Below are 25,296 nucleotides of genomic sequence, written 5' to 3' on the forward strand. Positions count from 1 at the left end.
CCTTTTAGCGCGGCATCAACGTATCGAAGACCGCCAGCACGCGCTGCGTGGCCCCTGCGTGCGCCTGCAGGCAAGCCTGCGCAGACGCGCCGATGCGGCGCGCCTCGTCCGGATTCCCGAGCAGCCGGGCCACCGTCGCCGCCAGGTCCGCGGCATCGGCGACCTCGATGCCCCCTCCGGCCTCGAGCAGCAGCGCGCGCGCCGGCCGCTGGTTGTGCATCGCCGGGCCGAACAGCACCGGCCGTGCCAGCGCCGCGGGTTCGAGCACGTTGTGGCCGCCGACCGGCACCAGCGACCCGCCGACGAACGCCACGTCGGCCGCCGCGAGGTAGCAGAACATCTCGCCCATGCTGTCACCCAGCAGCACCGCCGGTGGGGGGCGGCCCGCGGCCGGCGACGCGTCGCTGCGGCGCGCGAACTCGAATCCGGCGTGGGCGATCTGGCGCGCCACCCCGTCGAAACGCTGCGGGTGGCGCGGCACCAGGATGAGGACGGCGTCGACGCCCGCGTCCAGCAGGGCCCGATGCGCCGCCAGCGCCGCCGACTCCTCGCCCTCGTGCGTGCTCGCCGCCACCCAGACCGGGCGCGAGACACCCAGCCAGCGGCGCAGTTGCTCGCCGGCCTGTTGCTGCGCGACCGGCACGGCGCAATCGAACTTCAGGTTGCCGGTCACCTCCACATGCCGCGCACCGAGCCCCCGGTAGGCAGCGGCATCGTCCGCGGACTGGGCCGCAATCGCGGTGATGCGCCCGACACTGCCGCGCACCAGCCCGCCGAGTCGCGCGTAGCGGCGCTGGGACCGCGGCGACATTCTCGCGTTGGCGATCAGCACCGGGATCGAGCGGCGGGCCAGCTCGCGGATCAGGACGGGCCACAGCTCGGACTCCAGGATCACCACGGCGCGCGGACGCCATACGGCGAGCCGCCGCCGCACCAGCGGGGGCAGATCGAAAGGCACGTAGGCATGGATCACGCGGGCACCCCAGCGCTGGCGCACGAGCGCCGAACCGGTTGCCGTCATCGTCGTGACGCCGACACGCCCTTCGCCGTAGCGACCGATCAGGGCGTCCACCAGCGGCGAGGCCGCCTGCACCTCACCGACCGAGGCGGCGTGAACCCAGACCTCCAGTCCGTCCGCAAGCTCCGGCGCATCGCCCAGGCGCTCGCGCCAGCGGCCGCCGTGCACGCTGCCCCGCGCACCGCCGCGCAGCAGCACCAGCAGGGCCAGCGGGATCGCGAGCGCGATCAGCACCTGGTAGAGGTGGTACATGGGCCGGAGTCCGGTCCTCAGCCGCCGTAGGCGAGCAGCAGCGCCTGCCAGCCGGTGGCGGCGGCCTCGCGCTGCGCATCGCTCACGGCGAACTTGCCGATCGACCGCTGCAGTCGCCGCAGCTCGCCGCGCAACTGCCAGGCGGGCGCCTCGAGGCGACCCTTGTCGAAGTCCAGGATGTGGATGCTACCGTCGCCGGCGCGCAGGATGTTGCGCAGGTTCAAATCCGGATGATGCACGGCGGCGTCATGGAAGCGCCGCAGCGTGCGCCCGGCCGCCTGCCAGTCTGCGGGCTCCAGCGCTCCGGACTGCAGCAGCTCGGCGAAGGGAACGGCATCCGGAATCAGCTCCGACAGCAGATGACCGCTGTAGCGCCAGCCGACCCGCCGCACGTGCGCGGCCACCGGACGCGGCACCGGCAGACCGCGCTCGCGCAGGGCGGCGAGCAGATGCCATTCGCGCCAAGGACGCGTCGCGCGCAGTCCGCCCCAGACATAGGTGTGATCGGAGAGCCGGGCGATCAGCCCCCCGCGCAGGTAGCGGCGCAGTACCCAGCGCGCATCGCCATGGCGCACCACATGCACCTTGGCGCGTCCGTCGAAGCTGCCTTGCGTCAATCCGCGGGCCTGCCACCACGGCAGGTCGAACAGCTCCGGCGACGGCGAAGCGATGAGCGTTTCGTCGTATACGATAAAATCGTTGGCGTGCCGCCAGGATCTGACCTGCATGCTGTGTTGCGTTCCCCGCCCGCGTCGATCTGCGTGCTGCGGCTGTCTGCGATAGGCGACGTCTGCAACTCGGTCCCCCTGCTGCGCAATCTCCAGAAAGCCTGGCCGCGCACCGCCATCACCTGGCTGATCGGCACGACCGAGGCCAGTTTAGTGGGAGACATCGGGGGAATCGAGTTCCTGCGCTACGACAAGAAGACCGGCTTGCTGGAAGGCCGGCCGGCGCGCGAAGTGCTCGCCGGCCGTCGCTTCGACGTGCTGATCCACATGCAGGCCTCGTGGCGTGCGAACGCACTCGCCTGGCGCGTGCGGGCGCCGCTCAAGCTCGGCTTCGACCGTCGGCGCGCACGGGACGGACAGTGGCTGTTTACCAATCACCGCATCGCGCCCGCCACGCAGCCCCATGTGGCCGAGGGCTTCCTGTCCTTCGGCGACGCGCTGGGTGTGCCCCGCGGCCCCCGGCGCTGGGACATCCCCCTGAGCGATGCGGATCGCGAGTTCGCCCGGACGCACATCGCCGACGGCACACCCACCCTGGTGCTGAGCCCCTGCAGCAGCCAGCGTGCACGCAATTTTCGCAACTGGCCCGCGGAGCGCTATGCCGAGGTGGTCCGGAACGCGCATGCGCTCGGCATCCGGACGGTCCTGACCGGCGGGCGCAGCGCGCTCGAACTGGACTACGGCGAGCGCATCTGCAGCCAGGCGGGTGTCGCTGTCGACAACCTGATCGGCCGGACCACGCTCAAGCAGCTGCTCGCCTTGATCGAGCGCGCGCTGTGCGTGCTCGCGCCTGACTCGGGCCCGGTGCACATGGCCAGCGCCGTCGGCACGCCGGCGATCGGCCTGTACGCAACCTCGAACCCGCGCCGCACCGGCCCCGTCGATCCGCGCTGGTGCGTCGACGTCTACGAGCAGGCCCTGCAACGGCACCTGGGGACGACCGTCGGCCGCGTCCGCTGGGGGCGCCGCGTGCGCGATCCGGCGGCGATGGAGCTGATCCCTGTCGATGCCGTCCTGGACCGCCTCCGGGCGGTCGCCGATGCAAGCCCGGCGCAGCGCCGCCCGCCGTGGTTCAGCACCTGAATTCAATGCCCATGCACATCGTCCACTACTGTCCGACCGCCTACCCCATCCCGCCCGTCGGCTACGGCGGCACCGAGCGCGTCGTCTACTGGCTGATCCGGGCGCAGATCGCCCAGGGCCTGCGTGTGAGCCTGATCGCGAACGCGGCAAGCGGGATCGAGCAGGCCGTGCCCGGCGCGCGGCTGATTCCCTGCGACCGCGATACGCCGATCGCGAGCGTCGTCCCGCGCGACTGCGACGTGGCGCACCTGCACCGCATGCCGCCCGACCCGGAGGCGATTCCCGTCCCCCACCTGATCACGGAACATGGCAACCGTGGCCCGGACGCGCGCCTGCTGGCCAACACGGTGTTCGTCAGCGAATCGCATGCAAAGATCCATGGGCGACGCTGCTTCGTGCGCAACGGTGTTCCGGTCGACGACTACCGTTACTCGGAGGAGAAGGATCGCTTCCTGCTGTTCCTGGCGCGCATGGAGTGGCCGCACAAGAACGCGCGGACCGCGATGGACCTGGCGATCGACCTCGACCTGCCGCTGAAGATGAGCGGCAAATATCCGCCGTGGGTGCGGCCGAAACTCTGGGGCGACTGGTGCCGCCACCCGCTCGCCGTGCGACGGCTCGTGCAGCGGCTGGGATACGTCGACGGCGATCTGAAACTCGAACTGCTGGCGCGTGCCCCCGTCATGTTCCACGCCGTCAACTGGCATGAGCCCGGCTCCATCGTCGTGCTCGAATCCCTCGCCAGCGGCACACCGGTGCTCGGCACGCCCAACGGCAGCCTGCCGGAATTCATCGAGCACAACCGGACGGGCTGGATCGTCGAAGACTATGCGCAGGCACGCGAGGCCGTCCGAGAGGCGCTGTCGTTCAGTGTCGAGCAGCGGCGTCGCTGGGCGCAGCGCTGCAGAGAACGCGTCTCGCGCGTCGAAGACACCGCGCGCGGGTACCGGCTGCTCTACGAAAAGGTGATCGCCGGCGAGCGCCTGTCGACCGCAGACGAAACACGCCCGTCCGTCGCCCGGCCGGTGGTCAGCGTCCTCAAGGGCCGCTGAACTGCGGTGCGCGGTAGCGCAGGTTGAACCAGTAGCGTTTCAGGCTCCACAGCATGTGCGTCAGCTCGCGGCGAAGCTTCTCCACGCCGGAGCGTCGCCTGCCCCAGCGTCCTGCGCCGATCAGGGAGGCCGCCTCGGCCTCGGGAAGATGCCGCACTGGATGCGGCAGCACGGCGTAGCTGGGCACGCCATGCAGCCAGAAGGCGTCGAGATAAAGGTCGACGGCGTCGATCCAGGTGTCCGCGCGGCGCAGCAGCGCATGCGCCGCCTTCGGATGCAGGGCATAGCACTGGGTTCCGCGCGGCCCCTTGCGATATCGCGCGAGCTTGCGGCCGCCGCCCAGGTCGGCGATCTCGTCGGCATACCGGTCCGCAAGGCCTGCCAGACGGATCAGTCCACAGGCCTCGAGCCGCCTGGCGACCAGCAGAAGCACCGACGCCAGATCCGCATCGAGCAGGACGTCGTCCTCCATCACGACCAGGGGCTCGCCGAGTTCCGCGCAGCGCTGCCACAGCAGGTAATGACTCGCGAAACAGCCGACCTCCGCCGGGGTCAGCGCGTGCCCGAGAACCCTCAAGGCGCGGGCCTCGTCGTAGCGCGATACGCCTTCGAGTTGTCCTCTCGCGGCGTCGATCGCCGCGAAGAACTCGTGCGCCAGCCCCAGCGCCGTAAGCTGGGCGTGCATCTGCTGCCGCCGCTCCACGCTGCGCTCGAGATTGATGACCGAAATCCGCATCGTCGCCCTCCCTGACAACGCCATGCGAGCACGATTCGTGCCCGCCGATTATGGCGCGGGTCGGCGTCGCGGCGAAGGTCCCCGGACGGGTATGCTGCGCGCCATCCAGCCAGCCTTGACGCAAGCGGAGGTTCTCCATGCTGCTCCTGATTCTCGGTGTGCTGCTGTGGGCCGGGGCGCACCTGTTCATCGCCCTCGCCCCGGACGCGCGACGAGCCCTCATCGGCCGCCTCGGCGCGGGGCCGTACAAGGGGCTGTTCTCGCTGGTCCTGGTGGCCGCGCTGGTGCTGATCGTGTTCGGCTGGCGCTCGATCCCGCCGGCCTCGCTCTGGCTGCCTCCCCCGGGGATGCGCCACGCGACGATGCTGCTGGTGCCGATCGCCGTGATCCTGTTCATCAGCGCGCGCGCACCGACCGACATCAAGCGCCTGATCCGCCATCCGCAGCTCACCGGCGTCAAGCTGTGGGCGGTCGCGCACCTGCTGTCGAACGGCGAGACGCGCTCGATCGTCCTGTTCGGCGGCCTGCTGGCCTGGGCGGTGCTGGAAGTGATCTTCATCAACCGCCGCGACGGCGCCTGGGTCAAGCCGGCGCCGGTCGGCGCCGCCAAGACGCTGGTCAGCGCCGCGATCGGACTGGTCATCAGTGCGGTGCTCATGGCCGTCCATCCCTGGCTGGCGGGGCGCGCCGTGATCGGATTGGGATGAGGCAGGCGCCGGCACGTGGGGGTTCGCCCGACGGGGCTTCTGCCGCGTGCCTACGCGCCTGCTGAATGATTACCCCGTCGTGCGAAATGGCGTACAAGACGTAGGATAGGCGCGCCTGCGTCCACTCTCGGAAGGCGCCGGCATCGCCGCCGGCCGCTGCCGGCTCAAAGCTTTTCTCGGCACGGACGCCGCTTCGCCTTCGAGGTTTGTGCGCCATGAATCACTCGTTCGCCGTCCTCGCCGCGCTCGTCGCGGCGGGTTTCGTTTCCGGGGTTGCGCAGGCGGCCGATCCGGCCTCCCAGGATGTGGCCCTGCCGGTCACGCCGGGCCAGTCGGTCGTCGTCGAGTGGACCGGCACTGCGCTGCCCGGCGTCTCCGGCATCGGCACGACCGGCGGCATCGTCGACGCCCCGATTCCCTGTCTCGACGGGGGCATCGAGGACACGCACATCATCAACCTCACGGTGCCGGAAGGCGCGTACGCCGATCTGACCGTCACCGCGGAATTCCATATCGAGTGGGCCGAGGGCACGCCGGACCCGGTGGGCCTGTTCACTGACCCGGACCTGGTGCTGGCGGTCTACCGTGACGGCGAGATGGTCGGCTACAGCGACGGCGGCAGCCCCGAGGAGAACGTCGGCGTCAACAATCCCGAAGGCGGCAGCTACAGCATCGTCGCCTGCCCGTTCATCGCCTCGCAGCCGACGGCGTACAGCGGACGCCTGACGCTCACGGCACTGGCACCGGCGGACTGCGTGCCGGCACCGAGCAAGGCGCTGGCGCATTCCACGATCAGCTCTGGCTTCGGCGGCTTCAAGAACCCGGAGCGCCCGGGCCTCGCCAACTTCGACGTCTTCGGCCTCACGACGGCCGACGTCGTTCACCCGGTCGTCGACCTGTATGGCCGCCACCAGGCCGCGCAGTACGACCGCACCCAGGGCAAGCCGACGTTCCTGTGGGCGAAGACCGATGCGCCGGTCGCCGCCGTCGGCGCGCTTAGCGAGCGCGAGCTGCTGATCGCCCGCGCCCGCGAGCACCTGCGCAGCGAAGCCAAGTCCCTGCGCCTGACCGCCGCCATGATCGACGAGGCCCAGGTCAGCGACGCCCAGTTCAACGGCAACGGGCCGGCCGTCGTGCGCTTCCGCCAGCGCGTCGACGGCATCGAAGTGTTCTACCGTTCCCTCAACGTGCTGCTCGACCGCAGCTACAAGCCGGTGGCCGTGTCCGGCTACTTCGCGACCGGCTACGATCCGACGCTCACCTCGGCGCTGAGCTACGCGCATTCCGCGCCGCAGGCCATCGCCGCCGCGTGGAGCAGCCTCGGCGGCGCGCTCAGCGCGGCGCTGCTGCAGCAGACGGACGTCCGCGGCGACTGGAGCCTGTTCTCGATGCCGGTGCTGACGGGCAGCCACGCCTTCGAGCGTGCACCGCGCGTCAAGCGCGTGTGGTATCCCCGCAGCGGTGCGCTGGAGCCCGCGTACTACGTGGAGCTGTTCGCCCGGGCCAAGGTCAACCATGACCTCGTCGCCTACGCCGTGATCGTCTCGGCGAACGACCTGCGCGTGCTGCACCGCAAGAACCTCGTCGCCGACGCTGCCTTCAGCTATCGGGTGTTCGCCGACGCCACGCCGCCGTACCAGCCGTACGACGCGCCGCTGGGCAACGCCTACTCGCCGTTCCCGGGCAGTGCGCCAGACGCCCCGATCACCCGCATCGGCGTCGACACCAACCTGGTGACGCTCGAGCACGCCGGCATCGTCACGGGCGACCCGTGGCTGGCCGACGACGCGACGACCACCACCGGCAACAACGTCGACGCCTGTCTCGACAACATCGACCTGCCGTCCGTGGGCCTGGCGGTGCCGCCGCCGGTGAACTCCTGCGTGCCGGAACTCGAACTGCGCGCCACCACCACCGGCGATCGCAGCTTCGACTATCCGCTGACCGCGGACGAGGATCCCGCGAGCGCGACTGCCCAGTCGGCCGCCGTCGTCAACCTGTTCTTCATCAACAACTGGCTGCACGACTGGTGGTACAACCACGGCTTCGACGAGGCCGCGGGCAACGCGCAGTCCGACAACTACGGTCGCGGCGGCCTCGACGGCGATCCGCTGCTCGCCCAGGGCCAGGACGGCTCGGGCCGCAACAACGCCAACATGGCGACCCCGTCCGACGGCAGCTCGCCGGTCATGCAGCAGTACCTGTTCGACGGCATCACCGTCGGCGAGGTGCGGCAGACCGGACCGGCCGCCGGCGAGCCGCTGAAGTTCGCTGCGGCCGCGTTCGGCCCGACCACCTACAGCATCGACGGCACGCTGGTGCTGGCCGCCGAAGCCGAAGGCGTGGCGGCCAACGACGGTTGCGGCGAGGCCATTCCCGACCCCGGTCTGCCGCTGCCGCCGCCGGCGGTACCGGCGCTTCCGGACCCCGCGCTCGCCGGCAACATCGCGCTGATCGACCGCGGGAACTGCAACTTCACGACCAAGGCACAGCACGCGCTGCTGTCCGGCGCGGCCGCGCTGATCGTCGTCAACAACGCCGACGGCGATCCGATCTCGATGGGCAACGGCGACATCCCGATCAATGCCGGCGCCAGCCCGACCGATCCGATCTACCAGATTGCCTCGGTGATGATCCGCAAGGCCGACGGCGAGGCGCTCAAGGCGCAGCTCGCCGCCGGCGCGACGGTGACGATGCACCTGGAACGCGAACCGTCGATGGACATCGACGGCACGCTGGACAACCAGATCATCGCGCACGAGTTCTTCCACTACGTGCACCACCGCCTGACCGACTCCAGCAGCCAGCAGACCGGCGGCATGAGCGAGGGCTGGGGCGACATCAACGGCTTCATGCTGTCGGTGCGCGCCGACGACAGCATGGTCCCCGGCAACGACGCCTACCAGGGCGCCTACAGCCTGGCCTGGTATGTCAGCAACAACTTCTTCAGCGGCATCCGCCGTGCACCGTACTCGACGGATTTCGCGAAGAACGCGTTCACGTTCAAGCACATCTCGGACGGCGAGCCGACCCCCGACGGCGGCCCCGGCACCAGCAACTCGGAGGTGCACAACGCCGGCGAGATCTGGGCCAACGCCGTGTGGGAGTGCTACGCCGGCCTGATCGCCCGCCATCCGTTCGACGAGGCGCAGAGCCGCATGAAGGACTACATCATCGGCGGCCTGAAGATGACGCCGGCCGACGCCACCTACACCGAGGCGCGTGACGCCGTGCTGTCGGTCGCGCTGGCCGCGGACTACGACGACTACGCGGCCTGCTCGCGGGGCTTCGCCAAGCGCGGCATGGGCCTCAACGCGATCTCGCCGTCGCGCTCGAGCACCGACCTGGTCGGCGTCATCGAGGACTACACCGAATTCGCCTGCAAGACCACGGGCGGTGGCGGTGGTGGCGGTGGCGGTGGCGGCAGCGATGGCAACAATGACCGCTTCGGCGGCGCCCTCGGCCTCGGCGGACTGCTGGCGCTACTCGGCCTGGTCGCGCTGCGTCGGCGCGCGGCGCGCTGACGCAGTGAGCGGCTGCGCGACTCAGGCGGGCGGCGGGCGCAGCGCCCGCCCGAGACGCGCGACGAGCCAGCCGACGAGCAGGGCACCAGCGGTCAAGCCGAGCATGACCAGAAGCTCGGCCCCGGCCTCGTTGCCGCGGGTACCGATGAAGCCCTTCAGGTAGATGGCCGAGAAGCTCAGGCCGACGACCGCGCTCCACGCGAAGAACGACCATCCGGCGATCTGCAGCAGCAAGCCCAGTGTGCGCATCAGCAATCTCCGGTCAGAGCATGGTGCTCGAACACCACCCCGCCCGCGACGAGGGTCAGGCGCACGCGCACCTCACCCGGTCGCGTCAGCGCCTGCGCGAGTCCGCGATCGAGCAGACACAGATCGGCGCAAGCCCCCGGCACGACGCCACGCGCGCCTGCGCCGGGCCGCGCGGCAGTCGTCAGGAAACCCGCGAGCGCCTGCGCCGGTGACAGCGCCTCCTCGGCTCCAAGCACTGCGCCTGCGGCCGTGCGGCGCGTGACCGCCGCCGCGATCGCCGTCCACGGATTGGGATCGGTGAACGGCGCATCGGTCGACAGGGCCAGTCCGACGCCGGCATCAACGAAGCCGCGCAGACGATACAGCCACGGCTGCTCGCCGGCCTCGACGTCGCGCAGATAGTCGTCGCCGCGCTCGGCAACGAGGCCGGGCTGGGTGACGACGGTCAGGCCCAGTTCGGCGATATCGGCAACCAGCTCGGGGGGCGAGACCGCGGCATGCTCGATGCGATCGCCCGCACGCACGCCGGCGACGCGCAGTGCCGCGAGCGCGAACACCAGCTCGGTGCGCGTCACGCAATGGAACGCGCAGCCGCGGCCGTGATCGTGGCTGCGGCGGATCGCGTCGATCAGCGCATCGAGCGCCGGTAGCGCGTGCTCGTGCAGATGGAACTTGTGCTCGCCGCATTGCACGCCGACGCGACCGGTTTCGCCATCCAGCCGCGCATCGCCCATCACGCGCACACGCTGCAGCAACTCGCCGCGCGCCTGCGCCGTGGCGAAGGCATCGAGCGCCTCGGGGCCGTTGTGATGGGTGGTGTCGGTGACGCCGGTGACGCCGTAGGCGGCCAGCTCGCGGCTTATCGCGTGCAGCGACGGCGGCTGCGTGCGCAGCCGCGCGCGCAGCCAGTCGTCGGCATCGAGCAGATGACCGCGGCGCAGGTCCAGCGGCGCCGCGGCATCCGGTTCCAGTCGCGAGATCGCCGCGCTGTTGAACACCCACAGCCGGCCGCTGCGGTGCTGGATGCGCAGCGGCCGCTGCGGCAGCAGCGCGTCGAGCACGTCGCGGTCGAGTTCACCGGCGACGCTCTCGTGATAAGCGGTGCCGCGCAGCCAGGCGTCGGCCTCGAGGCGCGCGTCGGCGGCGCGCAGCGCCTGCGCGAGCGCGGCCCGATCGCGCACCTGTGGCGGACCGCAGCGCACCGAGGCGCGCGCCGCGGCGAGCGCGCGCAGGTGGATGTGGTGATCGTGCAGGCCCGGCAGCAGCGCCGCACCATCGGCATCGATGACCTGCTCATCGGCGCGGACGGCCAGCGCCTCGCCGATCTCTTCGATGCGCGCATCGAAGAGGCGCACATCGAGCCGACGGCCACCGATTTCGGCATCGTGGATCAGCATGCGAGCCCCCAGTCTGCGAACACGTGGGCATTGTCGTCGCCGGGCGCAGCGGCTCGCGCCGACGCGCTGCGCGCCTGCGGCGGGCGGACGTTGACGGACGTGAGCACGGCGGCCCAGTCGCGCGCACGTCGGTGCCAGCCGTCGGCATTCGTCGGAGCCTCGAAGCCGACGACATGGCGGATCACGTCGACCAGCGAGACCGACAGCAGGCCGCCGCCCCCCGCCCGCCAGCCAGCCCAGGCGGCCAGCGCCGCATGCAGTCCGGCGAGCGGATCGGCGATCGCGTCACCGACGAAGCAGGCGTGGCCGTGCACCTGACGCATCAGGTAGGCCAGACCGCCGGCGACGCCGGCGTCGTCGCCGTAGGCGACCCACTGTGCCGCCGGCGCTTCGCGGCCGTAGCCGGTGAGACTGATCCAGGTCAGGCCGGGACGTTCGCGCACCAGGGCTTCGGCATCGATCCCGAGCTGGCGCAGCGCGCGCGGGCGCGAGGCCTCGATGACGATATCGGCCCGCGCGATCAGCGCCGCGAGCTGCCGTCGACCCCCGGGGCTGCCGAAGTCGAGCGCCACACAGCGCTTGCCGGCGTTCATCAGGTCGAAGAAGGCGGCGGGCCCGCGACGCGCGCCGTCCGGGCGCTGCAGGCCCTCGAGCTTGACCACCTCGGCGCCGCAACGCTGCAGCAGATGACCGCACAGCGGCCCCGCCCACAGCGACGACAGGTCGAGAACGCGAGGACGCGGAGCCGGACGCGGGTCAGGCCGCGCGCTCGCCACCGTGCGCACCCACGGCGGCGGCTGCGACGGCGGCGGCACCACCGGCGCGACCGCCAGTCCGAGTTCGCGACCGCGTTCGACGACGTCGTGCATGCGCAGGCCGGACACCGCACGCGTCACCGCCGGCCAGTCCGCATCGAGGTCGCGTTCGAACAGGGCCGGCAGCAGCGACCAGTCGTCGTCGCGCGCCAGGTTCAGCGCAACGGCGCCGTCGCCCGTCGCCAACAGCCGGCAACTGCCACCGGGCGACACCGCACCGCGGCGCGCGTGTCCGAACACCGCGGCGCGTTCGGTCAGCAGGTCGCGACCGGCCAGTCCCTCGAATGCACCTTCCGGCGCCAGCGTGGCGAGCGCGGCCAGCGCCGCATCGGCGGCCGCTGCGAGCGGCGCCGGGCAGATCAGCGCCGGACCGTCGGACTCACCGGTCAGCGCCTGCAGTCCGCAGGCGGCGGCGGCGAGCGCAGGGTGCAGCGGCGCCAATGCTGGCGCCGGCACCGCAAGGTCGAGCGACTGCAACAGCGCGGCCGCATAACGGCTGGCGAGGCGATCGTCGTCGGTGGGGCGCGCGGACATGCGCGCAGTACAGCAGATTCCGCGCGCGGCGCGTCAGCGGCGCGCCTCGGCCTCGGCCTGGCGCTTGAGGCCCTGGGCCATGTCCTCGAAGCCCTTGCGCAGGCCGTCGCCGAGTACGGCCGTCACCAACGGGTGCAGCCAGCCGGCCAGTTCGAAATGCGAGGTGTAGCGGCAGCGCCCGGCATCCAGCGCCGCCACGGTCTGCACGCGCTCGCTGCGCAGCGCCCCGAGCGGCACCGGCTTCATGCTGTAGCTGAACGTCGTGCCCGGCGTCACGCTGTTGACCCACTCGCGCTGGAACTGGCGCTTGGCGCCAGGCTTGTCGCGCAGCCTTACCTGCATCTCGAGCGCGCCGCCGGGGCGCAGATCGCAGCGCGCCTCCGGCACGAAGGGATTCCATTCGCCGTAGCGCGCGAAGTCGGTGAGCACCTTCCAGACGACCTCGGGCGGAGCGTCGATCTCGAGCGTGCGGTCGATCGTGAACATGAAGCCTCCTCGTGTGTGATCCAGCCGCCCGGGCGTGCCGGTGTCGCGGGCTGCTGCAGCCGGACGCCGGTTTACGCGAACTCCTGCCGGATCACGCGGCGCAGCACCTTGCCGGTCTCGTTGTACGGCAGCGCATCCTTGAACACGATCTTCTGCGGCACGCGCGAGGAACGCAGGGCACCCTTGACCATGTCCTGCAGCTCCGACACGCCGGCCTGCGTGCCCGGCTTGAGCACGATCGCGGCGGCCACCGCCTCGCCCCACTGCTCGTCCGGCATCGCCACGCAGGCGCAGTCCGCGACCGCGGGGTGGCTCAGCAGCACGTCCTCGATCTCGCCCGGCGAGATGTTCTCGCCGCCGCGCACGATGACATCGTCGGCACGGCCGTCGAGATACAGGTAGCCGTCGGCATCGAGATAGCCGCGATCCTTGGTCGGGAACCAGCCGTCGGCATCGAGCTGGCTGCCCAGCGACTCGTACTCGCCGGACACCTGCGGTCCGCGGACGAAGACCAGGCCGGCTTCTTCGGCGCCGAGCACCCTGCCGTCCTCGTCGCGGATCTCGATCTCGACCGCGGCCGGCTTGCCGACCGAGCCGAGCCGGCGACGGATCATCGGATCGTCGCTGGCCGCCGCGAGACGGTGGTCCTCCGGCCCGAGCACCGCCACGGTGGAGCTGGTCTCGGTCAGGCCGTAGGCATTGGTGAAGTCGACGCCCGGAAACAGCGCCATCGCACGCGTGATCGTCGACAGCGGCATCTTGCCGCCGCCGTAGGCGAGCGCACGCAGGGCCGGCAGATCGGGCTGGGCGCCGGCCGCGTCGAGATGCTCGACGATCCGCTGCAGCATCGTCGGCACCAGAAACGCATTGCTGACGGACTCGCGGCGCATCGCGTCGAGCCAGGCGCGGGGCTCGAAGTTCTCCAGCTGCACGATGCGGCGACAGGCATAAGTGCTCGACAGCACCGCCGAGATACCGGCGATGTGATACGGCGGCACCGTCACCACGATCGCATCCGCCTCGTCCGCACTGGCGAACTCGACCGTGCCCATGATGTAGGACATCAGGTTCTCGTGGCGCAGGATCGCCGCCTTCGGCTTGCCGGTCGTGCCGCTGGTGAACAGCTGCACGGCGACCGCGCGCGGGTCTTCCTCCGGCTGCGGCGGCTCGTCGCCCGCCGGCGGCAGCGCGAGAAAGTCGGCGCGCGACACGAGCTGCAGATCGTCGCGCGGCTCCACCAGCGCCCGGTAGGCGTCGCCGACGATCACGTAGCCCGGTGTCACGCGCGCGAGCAGCTCGTTGATCTCGGGCTTGGTCAGGCGATAGTTGAGCGGCACGTAGGGCACGCCGGCATAGGCCGCGCCGAAGATCGCGACCGGCGCCGCGGGGCTGCTGACGTCGAGCATGACGACATACCGGGCGCCGCTGGCCTTGATCGCCGCCGCGGCCGCATGCGCACGGACACGCAGGCTGGCGTAGTCCATGCGCGTGCCGGCGTGGACCACACCGGTACGCTCGCCGAAGGCCTCGGCCGCCATGTCGAGGATGGTGGAGATGTTCATGTCGCTGATCCTGGCGCTTGCCCTCTCCGACTCGGAGAGGAGGAACGACCTAGTCGCTCGACGGCAGCTGCTTCGCCTGCTTGATCTCCAACGGCGTGCCGTTGAAAACCAGGGTGCCCTTGCCGCCCTTGGTGCACAGCAGTTCTAGCGACTCGTCGGCGTTCACGTAGCGCTTGCCGATCAGCACCTCGCCGGTGTCGTCGGCCGGCAGGCTGCCGCTGCCTTCCGCGTTGCCGGCGAGCATGTCGGTGCCGCCGCAGCCGAGTTCGTGTTCGCCGGCCGGTGCCTTGACGACCATGACCTGCGCGTCGCTGACCGCGCTCTTGAAACGGCCGCCGGGCTTGAGTGCCGTTTTCGCCATCGTGATGCCTCCAGAAGTGCAGTGAACCGGGAATGCGGAAGGATACGGCCTGCCGCAGACTGGCCCGCACTCTAAGCAAGCGCCGGGCAGCCTGCCCCGTCCACTTGCAGGATGTGCGCGCGGAGCGCTGTCGACGCTCAGGCCAGGAACCGCAGCCAGGCCCATCCGCCATGGCCGACCAGTGTCGCCAGCGGCAGCACCAGCCGCGCGGCCGCGGCGGCCGCCGAGGCGTGCAACTTGCCGTCGCGTCCGACGCGCGGCTTGCCGGCCATGCCGTCGAAGACCACGGCACGCCCGAGGTCGTGCGGATCGTAGAGCACCGCCTCCTGGGCCTCGTCCTCGAGCTCTTCCGGTTCGTGCGATCGGGCCTGTGCCTGTCCGGTCCGGCCGTCTCGGGTGCGGTACTCGAAGCGCAGGCGGTAGACGGTGCGGTCGTTGATGCGCGTGTTGGTCGGCGACTTCTCGATCAGCCGTCCGTGCGCCGGCAGACCATGGCGCAGCAGGTGCAGCTCGCGCAGCCGCCCGGGCACGGCCCCGAGGACGAACGCGAGGCCGATGGCCGGGAAGACCAGCACGATCAGGACCATCGGCCCGAACATCGTGCTGCGCATGCCGCGGATGCGCGACATCTGAGGCCGGGCCAGCGAATACTCGACCGTTGCCGTCTGGCCGGTACCGAGACGGCGCCCGGTCGCATACGACACCGCCTCGAAGTCGCGTCCGCCGACGCTGAAGCGATACCGCGTGCCGTACACCGGGGTGTCGTTGATCGACGCGCGCGTGTCGACGGTGCCCAGCACCCGTGCCTGCGTCTCGCCGAGCGCGCCGGCACGCAGCGACCAGGCGATTTCCGCCTGCGCGGCGAAGACCCAGACGAAGATCATGCCGAAGCCGAAGAACAGCCAGCCCATCTGCTGCAGGACGCCGCCGAACAGGGTCTGCAAGACCAGCGCGACCGCGAGCCGACGCGGCGGGCGTGCGAGGAACTGCATCGCGACGCGTCGCTGGTAGGCCGCTGCCGCGGCATCGGCGGCCGCGGTTCCGCCGCGGCGCCATGCATCGATGGGATTGCGCACCGCCCCGCTCCCTGATCCCCGGAAAGCGCCGATCTTACGCCGCGCGCGCGTCCCTGCCCGCGTGCGCCGAAGCGGCGCGTGCGCCGGTTCTCAGTCGAAGGACTGCAGCCAGCGCGAGAGCCGTTCGAACAGGCGCGCGCGCGCCGGAAACAGGAAATGGCTGTGCCCGGTTTCCGGCAGGATGCACAGGCTCACGTCATGGCTGCCGGAGAACGCGGCCGGCACCTGGTGCGTCGGCCCGACCATGTCGCGTTCGCCGATGCCGAGAAACACCGGCACGGCGAGCGCAGCGGCTTCCGGCGCGACGTTGCCCGGCACCATCGACATCGCCGCCGGAATCGGCAGCACGCAATCGGTCGCGGCCTTGAGTGCTGCCACGCCGCGCGGATCGGCCTTGCGGCTGCCGAACAGCTCCGCATTGTCGCCGCGCCCGGCGCCGTTTCGCTGGCCGTGGATGACCGGATACGGCTGCCCGAACATCTTGCGCGCGATCTCCGGCAGCAGCGGGCGCACCGCCGTCGGATCGGTCGCGTCCCTGACCGCAGGCGGCGCGTACTCCGGCAGGCCGCGCGTCGAAAAGCCGAGCAGCACGACACCGGCATGCTGCGCGGCCGCATGCTGCTGCAGGATGGTCAGCATCGCACCCATCGAGTGCCCGACGCCGACGCTGCGCAGCGCCGGGAGCGCCGGCAGGTCGGCAGACAGTCGCCCTTCACGCAGTCGTGCAAGCAGTTCCGCGGTGGCCGCGACGTTGGCCCGCACGAGGACCTCGGCGGTGAGCTGCCAGCCGTCCTGCGGCTTGCTGCTGTCGCCCAGGCCCAGATGATCGAGCGCCGCGACGACGAAGCCGCGCGCCGTCATCTGTGCGGCGAACGAGAAGCTGTCGTCACCGTCGTCGGGCGACGGCGGACGCAGATCGAAATAGCGGCGGTTCATGTTGCCGCCGGGCAGGCACAGCAGCAGTGTGTCCGCCTGCGCGGCCTGCTCCGGCCACCACACCGAGGCGCCGATCTGCAGCGGCGCTTCGCCGGGCAGTTCGACGCTGGTGTCGAGCTTCAGGTGCACGGCCGGCATGCGGCCTTCAGTCCTTGCTGAGAATCGCGCCCGCCATGCCGGACGAGATCAGCACGTTCTGCACGCGCTGCACCTGGTTGGGCGAGGTGCCGCGGATCTGGCGCACGCCCTCGGCCATGCTGTTCATGCCGTGGATGTAGGCCTCGCCGGTGAGACCGCCGTTGGTGTTGACCGGCAGCTCGCCGTCGATCGCCATGCCGCCGGCCTTGACCCACTCGGCCGCCTCGCCACGCTTGCAGAAACCGAAGGCTTCGAGCTGCAGCAGCACGTGCGGCGTGAACGCGTCGTAGATCATCGCCGCCTGCATGTCGGACGGACGCAGGCCGGTCTGCTTCCACAGGCGCTTGGCCACGCCCTGCGCCTCCGGCATCACGGTCAGGTCGTCGTGGTAGTAGTTCGAGATCACTTCCACGTTGTACGGGATCGACTGCGCGGCGCCGAGGATGCGCACCGGTTTCTGCTTGAGATCGCGCGCGCGCTCGAGGCTGGTGACGAGGATCGCAACGCCGCCGTCGGATTCCTGGCAGCAGTCGAGCATGCGCAGCCACGGCTCCTGGATCCACTTGGAATTCTGGTGATCCTCGAGCGTGATCGGCTTGCCGTAGAACCACGCCGCCGGATTGTTGGCCGCGTACTTGCGCTGCTGCACCGAGATGTAGCCGAGGTCGCGATTGGTGACGCCGTAGGTGTGCATGTAGCGCTGCGCCTGCAGCGCGCCCCAGCTCGCCGGCGTCATCGCGCCATAGGGCACGCACCACAGCAGCGAACCGGTGCCGTTGCCGGACTGGTAGCTCATCATCTGCTGGTTCGGGTTCTGCCCGAATCGGTACTGGCTGCGCTCGTTCATCGCGCGCCAGATCAGCACGTTGTTGCACAGGCCGGCGTTGACCATCGCCATGGCCTGGTAGATGGTCGCCGCGGCGGCGGCGCCGCCGCCGGGGATGCGCGTGGTGTACGCCAGATCCTTCACGCCCAGGCAGCGCGCGAGGTTGACCTCGTCGCTGTTGTCGATCGTGAAGGTGATCATGCCGTCGATGTCGTGCGGCGAGATGCCGGCGTCCTGGCAGGCGGCGAGCGAACACTCGGCGGCCAGCTGCAGCTCGCTGCGGCCGGAGGCCTTCGAGAACTCGGTCTGGCCGATGCCGGCGATTGCGGCTTCGGTGAAGGTGCGGGCCATGGTCGGTTCCTTACTTGCTGCGCGGCCGGAACACCGGCACCTTGTGGTTGTTCATCGTCGGCTCGAAGCAGACCTCCACCTCCATGTCCTGCCGGATCTCGTCGTAGCCGACGCCGACGACGTTGGACACGAAGCGGATGCCCTCGGCGAGCTGGATCACCGCGACGATGGGCGACTCCCTGAAGCCGAACGGATGCGGATGCCGCGGAATCGTCCACGCATGCACGGTGCCCTTACCGGACAGCTCGACGTCCTGGCGGTTGAGGCTGTGGCAATGCGGGCACATCGGCCGCGGCGGAAACGTGAACTTGCCGCAGTCACCGCACTTCTGGCCGATGAATTTCTCCTGGTCCGCCGCCTCCCAGAAGCTCTTGGCGTCGAGGGTGACGATGGGCGCGATGCGCGTCGGCTTGGGCGCTGCCGGTGGGTCGGTCGGTGCGGTCATGGCGTTGTTCTCTTGGTTCTTCCTCGGTCTGCTGTTGCAGTCCATGGCCGACGATAGCGGCGCGGTCTGCGGCGTTGCCTGATTCAAACGGATGATTCGTCAGCGCCCTGCCTGCGCCGCCGCCTGCGGAGAGAACTGCGCGGGCACCATCGGCCTGTTGAGTCGCCACCAGTCCGCGGCCGGCCGCTCGTTGACCAGGTTGATGGCCGCATAGGCCTTCGCCGTCAGGTCGTGGAAGACCTGCAGGCCGCGGTGATGCGATGCCGATTCCTGCGAATAGAAATACAGGATCATCGGCACGCGCCACAGCGCATCGTGGTTGTCGTAGTGATCGGCCGTGAGGATCTGCCAACTGTCCTCGTCGATGTAGATCGTGCGTCGCGAGTAGATGTGGCGCATGCCCGGCTTCAGCCGCGCCTCGACCACCCAGACGCGATGCAGTTCGTAGCGCACATGGTCCGGGTTCAGGGTGTGCGGCGTCAGCAGATCGTCGTAGCGCAGCGCCGGATCGTTGATGCCAAAGTTGTGATACGGCACATAGATCTCGCGCTTGCCGAGCAGCGTCCACTCGTAGCGGTCGGGCGCGCCGTTGAAGCCCGAGTCCTCGTCGGAGACATGCAGGCCGCCGGGCGGCACCGGGTAGTCGTAGCCGACTTCGGGCGCCTGGCGCACGCGCCGGGTGCCCGGCTGGTATTGCCAGGCCTGCGTCGAACCCTCGCCGTAGTGATTGAACTGGAAGCCCACCGAGGTCAGGCCGCGGTCGCGCTCGGGCAGTTTGTAGCTCGCAAAGAAGTAGGCCGCGATCTTCTCGGTCAGCGACGGCCGCGGGTCCGCGTCCGGCCGGTTCATCGCGCTCATCGAGCGCAGCTCATAGCGCCCCCAGGCAATCTTGTTGCCGGGATAGACATAGGCGATGTCGCCGACGACCTGCTCGGTCCAGGCGCGGTAGGTGGTCTTTGCCGACCAGATCGCCTCCAGCCCGTTGCGCGGCGCCGGAAACGCCGGCGCACCGCCGAGGCCGTCGACGCCCTGGCCGTCATCGATCAGTCGCGCATGCTGCGCGTTGTGATCCGCAACCGCGCAGGCCCATTCCGGAACGCCGAAGTCGCGGTGACCCGGATAGACCTTCATCCGGTAGGCATCGGGGTACTGTGCGAACAGGGCCTTCTGGCCCTCCGTCAACCGGTCCTCGTACTGCGCGAGGTTCTGCGCGGTGATCGTGAACAAGGATTGCTCGTCGGCGTAGGGGCCGGGCTCGTAGCCGTGCTTGTTCGTCATGCCCGGCCACGTACCGATCCACTGCCCGCCGTAGGCGGCGACGCCACCATCGCTGCCTGCGCGCTCCGCGCCCATGCAGGTCTTTCCGGTGTCTGCGGCGAACGCCGGCGTGCCGCAGGCGAGCAGCAGGGCGGCAAGGCCGATGGCTTGGCGCCGGCTGTGCACGAACCGCATGTCTGGCTCCCTGGTCGTTTCCCTCGATCGGTCCATGGTCGATGCCGGGCGCCGCACATGCCTCCCTCAAACCGATGAAGCGCGCGGCTCGTCTGAACGCAGCACGCCATGGGCGGAGGGTACGTCCATGCTTCGACCAGAGATTCGAAGAGGGAGCCCAGCCGTGGCCAGGTACGAGTGCGTGATCTGCGGACACATCTACGACGAGGACCTGGGCGACCCGGAGACCGGCATCGCACCGGGCACCCGGTGGGAGGACATTCCCGACGACTGGATGTGCCCGGACTGCGGCGCCGGCAAGGACAGCTACGAGAAGATCACGTAACGAACACACCTTCGTAGAAGCGCCTGCAGGCGCGGGCTTTCCCGGACGATGCAGATCGCGGTCGCGCCCGGGAGGCGCTCCTGCAACGACAGCAGGACGTGCGCGAGGAGAAGCGCGTGAACGATGAGCCGAACGGCCGCCGGCAGTTCCTGAAATCGCTGGGCCTTGCCGCTGCCGGCGCGGCGACGCTGAACGTCGATGCCGCCGCGCCGATGGGGCGTGGCGACGTCCGGCGCTGGGACCTCGAAACCGACCTGCTGATCGTCGGCTCCGGCGTCGCCGGTGTGTCGGCGGCCATCGAAGCGCGCCGCAGCGGCATCGCCGCGCTCATGCTCGAACGCCAGCACCTGCCCGGCGGTTCGTCCGGCATCTCCGGCGGTGTCTGCTACCTCGGCGGCGGCACGCCGCTGCAGAAGGCGCTGGGCTTCGATGACAGCGTCGAGGCGATGCTCGGTTACATGCTCGCGGCCAGCGGGCCCTACGCCTCGACCGACAAGATCCAGCTCTACTGCGAGCAGAGTCTCGAGCACTTCGACTGGCTCGTCGCCAACGGCGTGCGCTACGCCCAGAAGTATTCCGACGAGAAGGAAATCTCCATCCCCGACGGTTCGCTGTATCACTGCGGCAGTGAGCGCGCCTGGCCGTTCCGCGAACGGTTCAAGCCGGCGCCACGTGGCCACGTGCCGCCGTCGGAGCACCTGACCGGCGGGCGCGAACTGATGCGCGCGCTGCTGGCGGCGGCGGATGCGCTCGGTGCGCGGCTCATCGTCAATGCGGAGGCACAACGCCTGATCGTCGAGACCGACGGCCGTATCGCCGGTGCGCGCATCCATCTCGACGGCAAGGTCCGACACGTCCGCGCACGCCGCGGTGTGGTGCTCGCCGCCGGCGGCTTCATTCACGATGCCGAGATGGTGAAGACCTACGCGCCGGAACTCGCCGCCTGTTCGACGCCCTGGGGTCGCGCCGGCGATCTGGGTATCGGCATCCGCATGGGCATTGCCGCCGGTGGCGCGACGCTGCGCATGCATCATGGCTTCGTGATCACGCCGATGTATCCGCCTGAAACGATCCTGCGCGGCATTGCCGTCAACGCCGCGGGCCAGCGCTTCACGCCGGAGGACGGCTACTACGGCATGGTCGGGCACGACATCGCCTACCGCCAGAACGGCCGCGCGTGGATGATCGTCGACGCCGACAGCGCCTACGGCTGGAACGACTTCCGTCTGCCGGTCGCGGCCGAGGCCGCGGACATCGCCACGCTCGAGAAGACGCTGGCGTTGCCCGACGGCGCGCTGCTGCAGACCGTCGACTACTACAACCGCCACGCCGAACACGGGCGCGATCCGCTGTTCCACAAGGAAGCGAAGTTCATCGCGCCGCTGAAGACCGCGCCGTTCAAGGCCTACGATCTGAGCACGCAACACGCGTTCACGCCGGCGCACACCTTCGGCGGCCTGCACACCGACCTCGACGCCCGGGTGCTCGATGCCTGGAACGAGCCGATTCCCGGCCTCTACGCCGCCGGCCGCAGCTCCGCCGGCCTGCCGGTGGCGCCCTACATCGCCAGCGGCGTGTCGATCGGCGACGGCAGCTTCTTCGGCCGCCGCGCCGCGCGCCACGCGGCGCGCGCGTGAGGGATCGACCGATGCACTACCGTCTCGCCGTTGTCGCCCTGATACTTTGCACCGGCGCCACCGCACAGGAGCCCGTGCAGGGCGATGCCGGCCGTGGCCGCCTCGCGTTCGCGCCCTGCCGCACCTGCCACTACCCGGAACAGGGCTACGGCCACCACAACGGCCCGAGCCTGTGGGACCTGTTCGGCCGCCGCGCCGGCAGCGCCGAGGGTTACGCCCACTACTCGGACGCGCTGAAGGCCGCCGACTTCGCCTGGACCCCGGAACTGCTGGACTTCTGGCTCGCGAACCCGCGCCGCTTCCTGCCGGACAGCAGCATGGTCGTGTTCGAGACCACGCCGCAGCAGCGCGCGGACCTGATCGAGTATCTGAAGCAGTTCCGCGAGTAGCGCCAATGCCCACCGAAGTCCGTCACATCAGCATCTCGATCGATCGCGACTGGTGCGCGGTCTACGACTACGCCTGTCTGCCCGAACACTTTCCGGAGTGGGCGTCGGGTCTGGGCAGCGGGCTGCGTCGCGACGCGCAGGGATGGATCGTGGCCGCGCCCGAAGGCGAGGCACGCGTGCGCTTCACTCCCCGCAACGACCACGGCGTGCTCGACCACTGGGTCACGCTGCCGTCCGGCCAGACTGTCTACATCCCGCTGCGCGTGATCGCCAACGGCGACGGCGCCGAGGTGACGCTGAGCCTGATCCGCCAGCCGCAGATGTCGGCTGCCGACTTTGCGCGCGATGCCGAGTGGGTGCTGCGCGACCTGCGGCGGCTGAAGGCCTTGCTGGAGCGCTGACGCGAAGCGACGACGGTCGGCGCACGCGCCTCGCATCGTTGCCGCGGATCTGTTGTTCTCCTCGACAGACGCGGCGGCATCAAGGACAATGCCGCAATGCAGCATTTGATCTCTTCCGGGCATCGGTCACCGATGCCGCCGTAGCCGTTGCTGCGTCGCGGACCGTCCGCGTCCGCCCTCCGAGCCGCCTCGCGCGCTCATCCCGTCTGTCCCCTACGGCCGACCGCGCGAGCGGCGGCGTGCCCTGCCGTCCCTCTCGTGGAGCGCCCGTGTTCAAGCTGTCCTCGCCGGAACTCAAGACCAACCTGCTCAGCGGACTCACCGTGGCCCTGGCCATGGTGCCGGAGGCCATCGCCTTCGCCCTCGTCGCCCAGGTGTCGCCGCTCACCGGGCTCTATGCAGCCTTCATCGTCTCGCTGATCACCTCGGCCTTCGGCGGACGCCCCGGCATGATCTCCGGCGCCGCCGGCGCGCTGGCCGTGGTCATGGTGGCGCTGGTCGTGGAGCACGGCGCCGAGTACCTGTTCGCCGCCGTCGTGCTGATGGGCGTGCTGCAGCTGCTGTTCGCCGCGGCCAAGCTCGGCAAGTTCATCCGCATGGTGCCGCACCCGGTGATGCTCGGCTTCGTCAACGGCCTGGCGATCGTGATCTTCCTGGCCCAGTTCGGGCACTTCAAGGTCACCGCCGACGACGGCAGCACGCAGTGGCTGCAGGGCACGCCGCTGGCCGTGATGGTCGGCCTCACGGTGCTGACGATGCTCGTCATCTACCTGCTGCCGCGCCTGACCCGCGCGGTGCCGGCCACGCTCGTGGCCATCGTCGGCGTGAGCCTGCTGGTGATCGGCCTGGACATCGACACGCGCACCGTCGGCGATCTCGGCTCGATCAAGGGCGGACTGCCGGATTTCCACGTGCCGCAGGTGCCGCTGACGCTGGAAACGCTACAGATCGTCCTGCCCTACGCACTGGTTCTCGCGGCGATCGGCCTGATCGAGTCGCTGCTGACGCTCAACCTCATCGACGACATGACCGACACCCGCGGACGCCCCAACCGCGAGTGCGCCGCGCAGGGCGCCGCCAACGTCGTCACCGGCTTCTTCGGCGGCATGGGCGGCTGCGCGATGATCGGCCAGAGCATGATCAACGTGAACAACGGCGCGCTGCACCGGCTGTCCGGCATCGCCACGGCGCTGTTCCTGCTGTCGTTCATCCTGTTCGGCTCGGCCCTGATCGAGCGGATTCCGCTCGCGGCGCTGATCGGCGTGATGTTCGTCGTCTGCGAGAAGACCTTCGAGTGGGCCAGCTTCCGCCTGTTCGGCAAGGTGCCGCGCGCCGACATCTTCGTCGGCCTGCTGGTCGCGGCCGTCACCGTGGTGGCGGATCTCGCCGTCGCCGTGATCGTCGGCGTCATCGTCTCGGCGCTGGTCTTCGCCTGGGAACACGCCAAGCACGTGCGCGTGAGCGCCAGCGTGCGTGACGACGGCACCAAGGTCTACGAGGCACAGGGCACGCTGTTCTTCGCCTCCGTCGCCGAATTCCAGCAGCAGTTCGTGCCGCGCGACGATCCGGACGAAGTCGAGATCGATTTCCGCCTTGCCAAGCTGATGGACCACTCCGCGATCGAGGCCGTGAACACGCTCGCCGAGCGTTACCAGCGCGCGGGCAAGCGCCTGAAACTGCGTCATCTGAGCCGCGACTGTCTCGACCTGCTCGACCGCGCGCGCTCGATGATCGAGGTCAACTACCGCGAGGACCCGCAGTACCGCGTCGCCGACGACAAGCTCGCCTGAGTCACGGCGCACCCCGGACAAGTCTGTATAGTGGGTCGGACCGTGCTCTCGCGGCGATGCTGAGGATGCACCCATGGCACGTGTCACCGTCGAGGACTGCCTCGCGCACATCCCCAATCACTTCGACCTGTGTCTGGTCGCCGCCAAGCGTGCGCGCCAGCTCGCGCGCGGCGCCTCGTCGCAGCTCCCCTGGGGCGACCACAAGTCGACCGTGCTCACGCTCAAGGAAATCGGCGCCGGCCAGATCGGACGCGAAGTGCTGAACGAAAGCGACCTTCCGTTCGCCAGGGACAGCTCCGGCGACATGATCCTGCCGGACCCGAGTGGCGACATCTGAGGACCCGCAACGACTCACGCGTCGCCAGAGCCTGCGGCTCGTGCTGATGCATCGGCTGGCGATCGCTGCCGGCTATCGCATCGTGCGTGCGCTCGCGGGCACCTATCGCTATCGCTTCGAAACCGCCAGCCGCAGTCCTGCGGCACCCTGTTACATCCTCGCGATCTGGCATCGCAACCTGTTCGCGGGAATTCTCGCGCAGACCGGTCGCAGCCATGTCGTGATGGTGTCGCGATCCGGTGACGGCGATGCTGTCACGACGCTGTGCACACGCCTTGGGCACCACGTGGCCCGCGGCAGCTCGATGAACAACGGCGTCGACAAAGGAGGTCGCGCCGCGAAGGACGAGATGATCGACATGCTCCAGCAGGGCCTGCCCGGCGCCCTCACCGTCGACGGCCCCCGCGGACCGGCATGCGTCGTCAAGCCCGGCATCATCGAGATGGCACGCATCACCGGTTTGCCGATCGTGCCGTATGTACCCTTGGCCGCGCGCAACTGGCGTTTCCGCAGCTGGGACGGCTTTTGTCTGCCGAAGCCTTTCTCACGCATCGACATCCGCTACGGCGCGCAGATGCACGTGCCGCGCGACACACCCTTCGAGGCCTTTGCAGGCTACCAGCAGCGCATCGCCGACGAACTCGACGCGCTCGAACGCAGTCACGACGTCGCTGCAGGCTGACTGCGTC

25 protein-coding genes are annotated in these 25,296 nt (G+C 69.8%); 11 read left to right on the forward strand and 14 right to left on the reverse strand.

Annotated features, from left to right (window positions below; genetic code table 11):
* Window positions 1–4: 4 nt before the first annotated feature.
* Both C8D93_RS05465 and C8D93_RS05470 read right to left on the reverse strand, forming a co-directional pair.
* Entirely contained in the window at window positions 5–1,270 is a 1,266-nt protein-coding gene (locus tag C8D93_RS05465) for a 3-deoxy-D-manno-octulosonic acid transferase (protein WP_110264143.1), read from the reverse strand.
* 17 nt (window positions 1,271–1,287) lie between these two features.
* Window positions 1,288–1,998: a 3-deoxy-D-manno-octulosonic acid kinase gene (locus C8D93_RS05470; RefSeq protein WP_110264144.1), complete on the reverse strand. Its 711-nt coding sequence runs from the start codon at window positions 1,996–1,998 to the stop codon at window positions 1,288–1,290.
* A gap of 3 nt (window positions 1,999–2,001) precedes the next feature.
* Between C8D93_RS05470 and C8D93_RS05475 the strand changes: the two genes are divergently transcribed.
* A complete protein-coding gene (locus C8D93_RS05475; protein WP_366515920.1) occupies window positions 2,002–3,081 on the forward strand; it encodes a glycosyltransferase family 9 protein in 1,080 nt (359 codons plus the stop codon).
* Window positions 3,082–3,092: 11 nt separating this feature from the next.
* The gene (locus C8D93_RS05480) at window positions 3,093–4,133 is read left to right on the forward strand and encodes a glycosyltransferase (RefSeq protein ID WP_170123915.1); all 1,041 of its coding nucleotides are present in this window, start codon (window positions 3,093–3,095) and stop codon (window positions 4,131–4,133) included.
* Here the strand turns inward: C8D93_RS05480 and C8D93_RS05485 are convergent.
* Window positions 4,120–4,869 carry a glycosyltransferase family 25 protein gene (locus C8D93_RS05485; protein WP_170123916.1) on the reverse strand — a complete coding sequence of 250 codons (750 nt, stop codon included), beginning with the start codon at window positions 4,867–4,869 and terminating at the stop codon, window positions 4,120–4,122. The genes C8D93_RS05480 and C8D93_RS05485 overlap by 14 nt on opposite strands.
* Window positions 4,870–5,006: 137 nt before the next feature.
* Between C8D93_RS05485 and C8D93_RS05490 the strand changes: the two genes are divergently transcribed.
* Window positions 5,007–5,576 (forward strand): NnrU family protein, encoded by a 570-nt coding sequence (locus C8D93_RS05490; RefSeq protein WP_110264148.1) that lies wholly within the window; start codon window positions 5,007–5,009, stop codon window positions 5,574–5,576.
* 215 nt (window positions 5,577–5,791) lie between these two features.
* Window positions 5,792–9,100 (forward strand): M36 family metallopeptidase, encoded by a 3,309-nt coding sequence (locus C8D93_RS05495; RefSeq protein WP_110264149.1) that lies wholly within the window; start codon window positions 5,792–5,794, stop codon window positions 9,098–9,100.
* Window positions 9,101–9,121: 21 nt separating this feature from the next.
* Here the strand turns inward: C8D93_RS05495 and C8D93_RS05500 are convergent, their stop codons facing one another.
* From C8D93_RS05500 to C8D93_RS05550, 11 genes are all read right to left on the reverse strand, one after another.
* Window positions 9,122–9,349, reverse strand: coding sequence for a hypothetical protein (locus tag C8D93_RS05500; protein ID WP_110264150.1), 228 nt, complete (start codon window positions 9,347–9,349; stop codon window positions 9,122–9,124).
* Window positions 9,349–10,746, reverse strand: coding sequence for an amidohydrolase family protein (locus C8D93_RS05505; RefSeq protein WP_110264151.1), 1,398 nt, complete (start codon window positions 10,744–10,746; stop codon window positions 9,349–9,351). Before C8D93_RS05505 ends, C8D93_RS05500 begins: the two co-directional genes overlap by 1 nt.
* A complete protein-coding gene (locus tag C8D93_RS05510) occupies window positions 10,740–12,095 on the reverse strand; it encodes a CoA transferase (protein WP_110264152.1) in 1,356 nt (451 codons plus the stop codon). The genes C8D93_RS05505 and C8D93_RS05510 overlap by 7 nt, the downstream gene beginning before the upstream one ends.
* A 33-nt stretch (window positions 12,096–12,128) precedes the next feature.
* Entirely contained in the window at window positions 12,129–12,581 is a 453-nt protein-coding gene (locus tag C8D93_RS05515; RefSeq protein WP_110264153.1) for an SRPBCC domain-containing protein, read from the reverse strand.
* A gap of 71 nt (window positions 12,582–12,652) precedes the next feature.
* Window positions 12,653–14,143 carry a class I adenylate-forming enzyme family protein gene (locus tag C8D93_RS05520; RefSeq protein WP_110264154.1) on the reverse strand — a complete coding sequence of 497 codons (1,491 nt, stop codon included), beginning with the start codon at window positions 14,141–14,143 and terminating at the stop codon, window positions 12,653–12,655.
* Window positions 14,144–14,192: 49 nt separating this feature from the next.
* Window positions 14,193–14,504, reverse strand: a complete 312-nt coding sequence (locus C8D93_RS05525; protein ID WP_110264155.1) for a hypothetical protein — start codon at window positions 14,502–14,504, stop codon at window positions 14,193–14,195.
* A gap of 137 nt (window positions 14,505–14,641) precedes the next feature.
* Entirely contained in the window at window positions 14,642–15,580 is a 939-nt protein-coding gene (locus C8D93_RS05530) for a DUF3592 domain-containing protein (RefSeq protein ID WP_110264156.1), read from the reverse strand.
* Window positions 15,581–15,670: 90 nt separating this feature from the next.
* Window positions 15,671–16,654: an alpha/beta hydrolase gene (locus tag C8D93_RS05535; RefSeq protein WP_110264157.1), complete on the reverse strand. Its 984-nt coding sequence runs from the start codon at window positions 16,652–16,654 to the stop codon at window positions 15,671–15,673.
* Window positions 16,655–16,661: 7 nt separating this feature from the next.
* Complete coding sequence (locus tag C8D93_RS05540; RefSeq protein WP_110264158.1) at window positions 16,662–17,831, reverse strand: thiolase C-terminal domain-containing protein; 1,170 nt, start codon at window positions 17,829–17,831, stop codon at window positions 16,662–16,664.
* A gap of 10 nt (window positions 17,832–17,841) precedes the next feature.
* Complete coding sequence (locus C8D93_RS05545) at window positions 17,842–18,276, reverse strand: Zn-ribbon domain-containing OB-fold protein (RefSeq protein ID WP_110264159.1); 435 nt, start codon at window positions 18,274–18,276, stop codon at window positions 17,842–17,844.
* A 99-nt stretch (window positions 18,277–18,375) separates the two neighbouring features.
* A complete protein-coding gene (locus tag C8D93_RS05550) occupies window positions 18,376–19,728 on the reverse strand; it encodes a DUF1329 domain-containing protein (RefSeq protein ID WP_110264160.1) in 1,353 nt (450 codons plus the stop codon).
* Between the two features lie 163 nt (window positions 19,729–19,891).
* Between C8D93_RS05550 and C8D93_RS05555 the strand changes: the two genes are divergently transcribed.
* The 7 genes from C8D93_RS05555 to C8D93_RS05585 all read left to right on the forward strand — a co-directional run bounded on the left by C8D93_RS05555 (window position 19,892) and on the right by C8D93_RS05585 (window position 25,289).
* The gene (locus tag C8D93_RS05555) at window positions 19,892–20,053 is read left to right on the forward strand and encodes a rubredoxin (protein ID WP_110264161.1); all 162 of its coding nucleotides are present in this window, start codon (window positions 19,892–19,894) and stop codon (window positions 20,051–20,053) included.
* Window positions 20,054–20,169: 116 nt separating this feature from the next.
* Entirely contained in the window at window positions 20,170–21,690 is a 1,521-nt protein-coding gene (locus C8D93_RS05560) for an FAD-dependent oxidoreductase (RefSeq protein ID WP_146216517.1), read from the forward strand.
* Between the two features lie 11 nt (window positions 21,691–21,701).
* Entirely contained in the window at window positions 21,702–22,079 is a 378-nt protein-coding gene (locus C8D93_RS05565; RefSeq protein ID WP_110264163.1) for a c-type cytochrome, read from the forward strand.
* Between the two features lie 5 nt (window positions 22,080–22,084).
* The gene (locus tag C8D93_RS05570) at window positions 22,085–22,480 is read left to right on the forward strand and encodes an SRPBCC family protein (protein ID WP_110264164.1); all 396 of its coding nucleotides are present in this window, start codon (window positions 22,085–22,087) and stop codon (window positions 22,478–22,480) included.
* 269 nt (window positions 22,481–22,749) lie between these two features.
* Window positions 22,750–24,270: a SulP family inorganic anion transporter gene (locus C8D93_RS05575; RefSeq protein WP_211307214.1), complete on the forward strand. Its 1,521-nt coding sequence runs from the start codon at window positions 22,750–22,752 to the stop codon at window positions 24,268–24,270.
* 73 nt (window positions 24,271–24,343) lie between these two features.
* Entirely contained in the window at window positions 24,344–24,607 is a 264-nt protein-coding gene (rpoZ, locus tag C8D93_RS05580; RefSeq protein WP_110264165.1) for a DNA-directed RNA polymerase subunit omega, read from the forward strand.
* A complete protein-coding gene (locus tag C8D93_RS05585; protein WP_146216518.1) occupies window positions 24,594–25,289 on the forward strand; it encodes a lysophospholipid acyltransferase family protein in 696 nt (231 codons plus the stop codon). Before rpoZ ends, C8D93_RS05585 begins: the two co-directional genes overlap by 14 nt.
* The last annotated feature ends 7 nt before the right edge of the window (window positions 25,290–25,296 follow it).

Origin of the sequence: Sinimarinibacterium flocculans, from assembly GCF_003201205.1 — a bacterium.
GTDB lineage: Bacteria > Pseudomonadota > Gammaproteobacteria > Nevskiales > Nevskiaceae > Solimonas > Solimonas flocculans.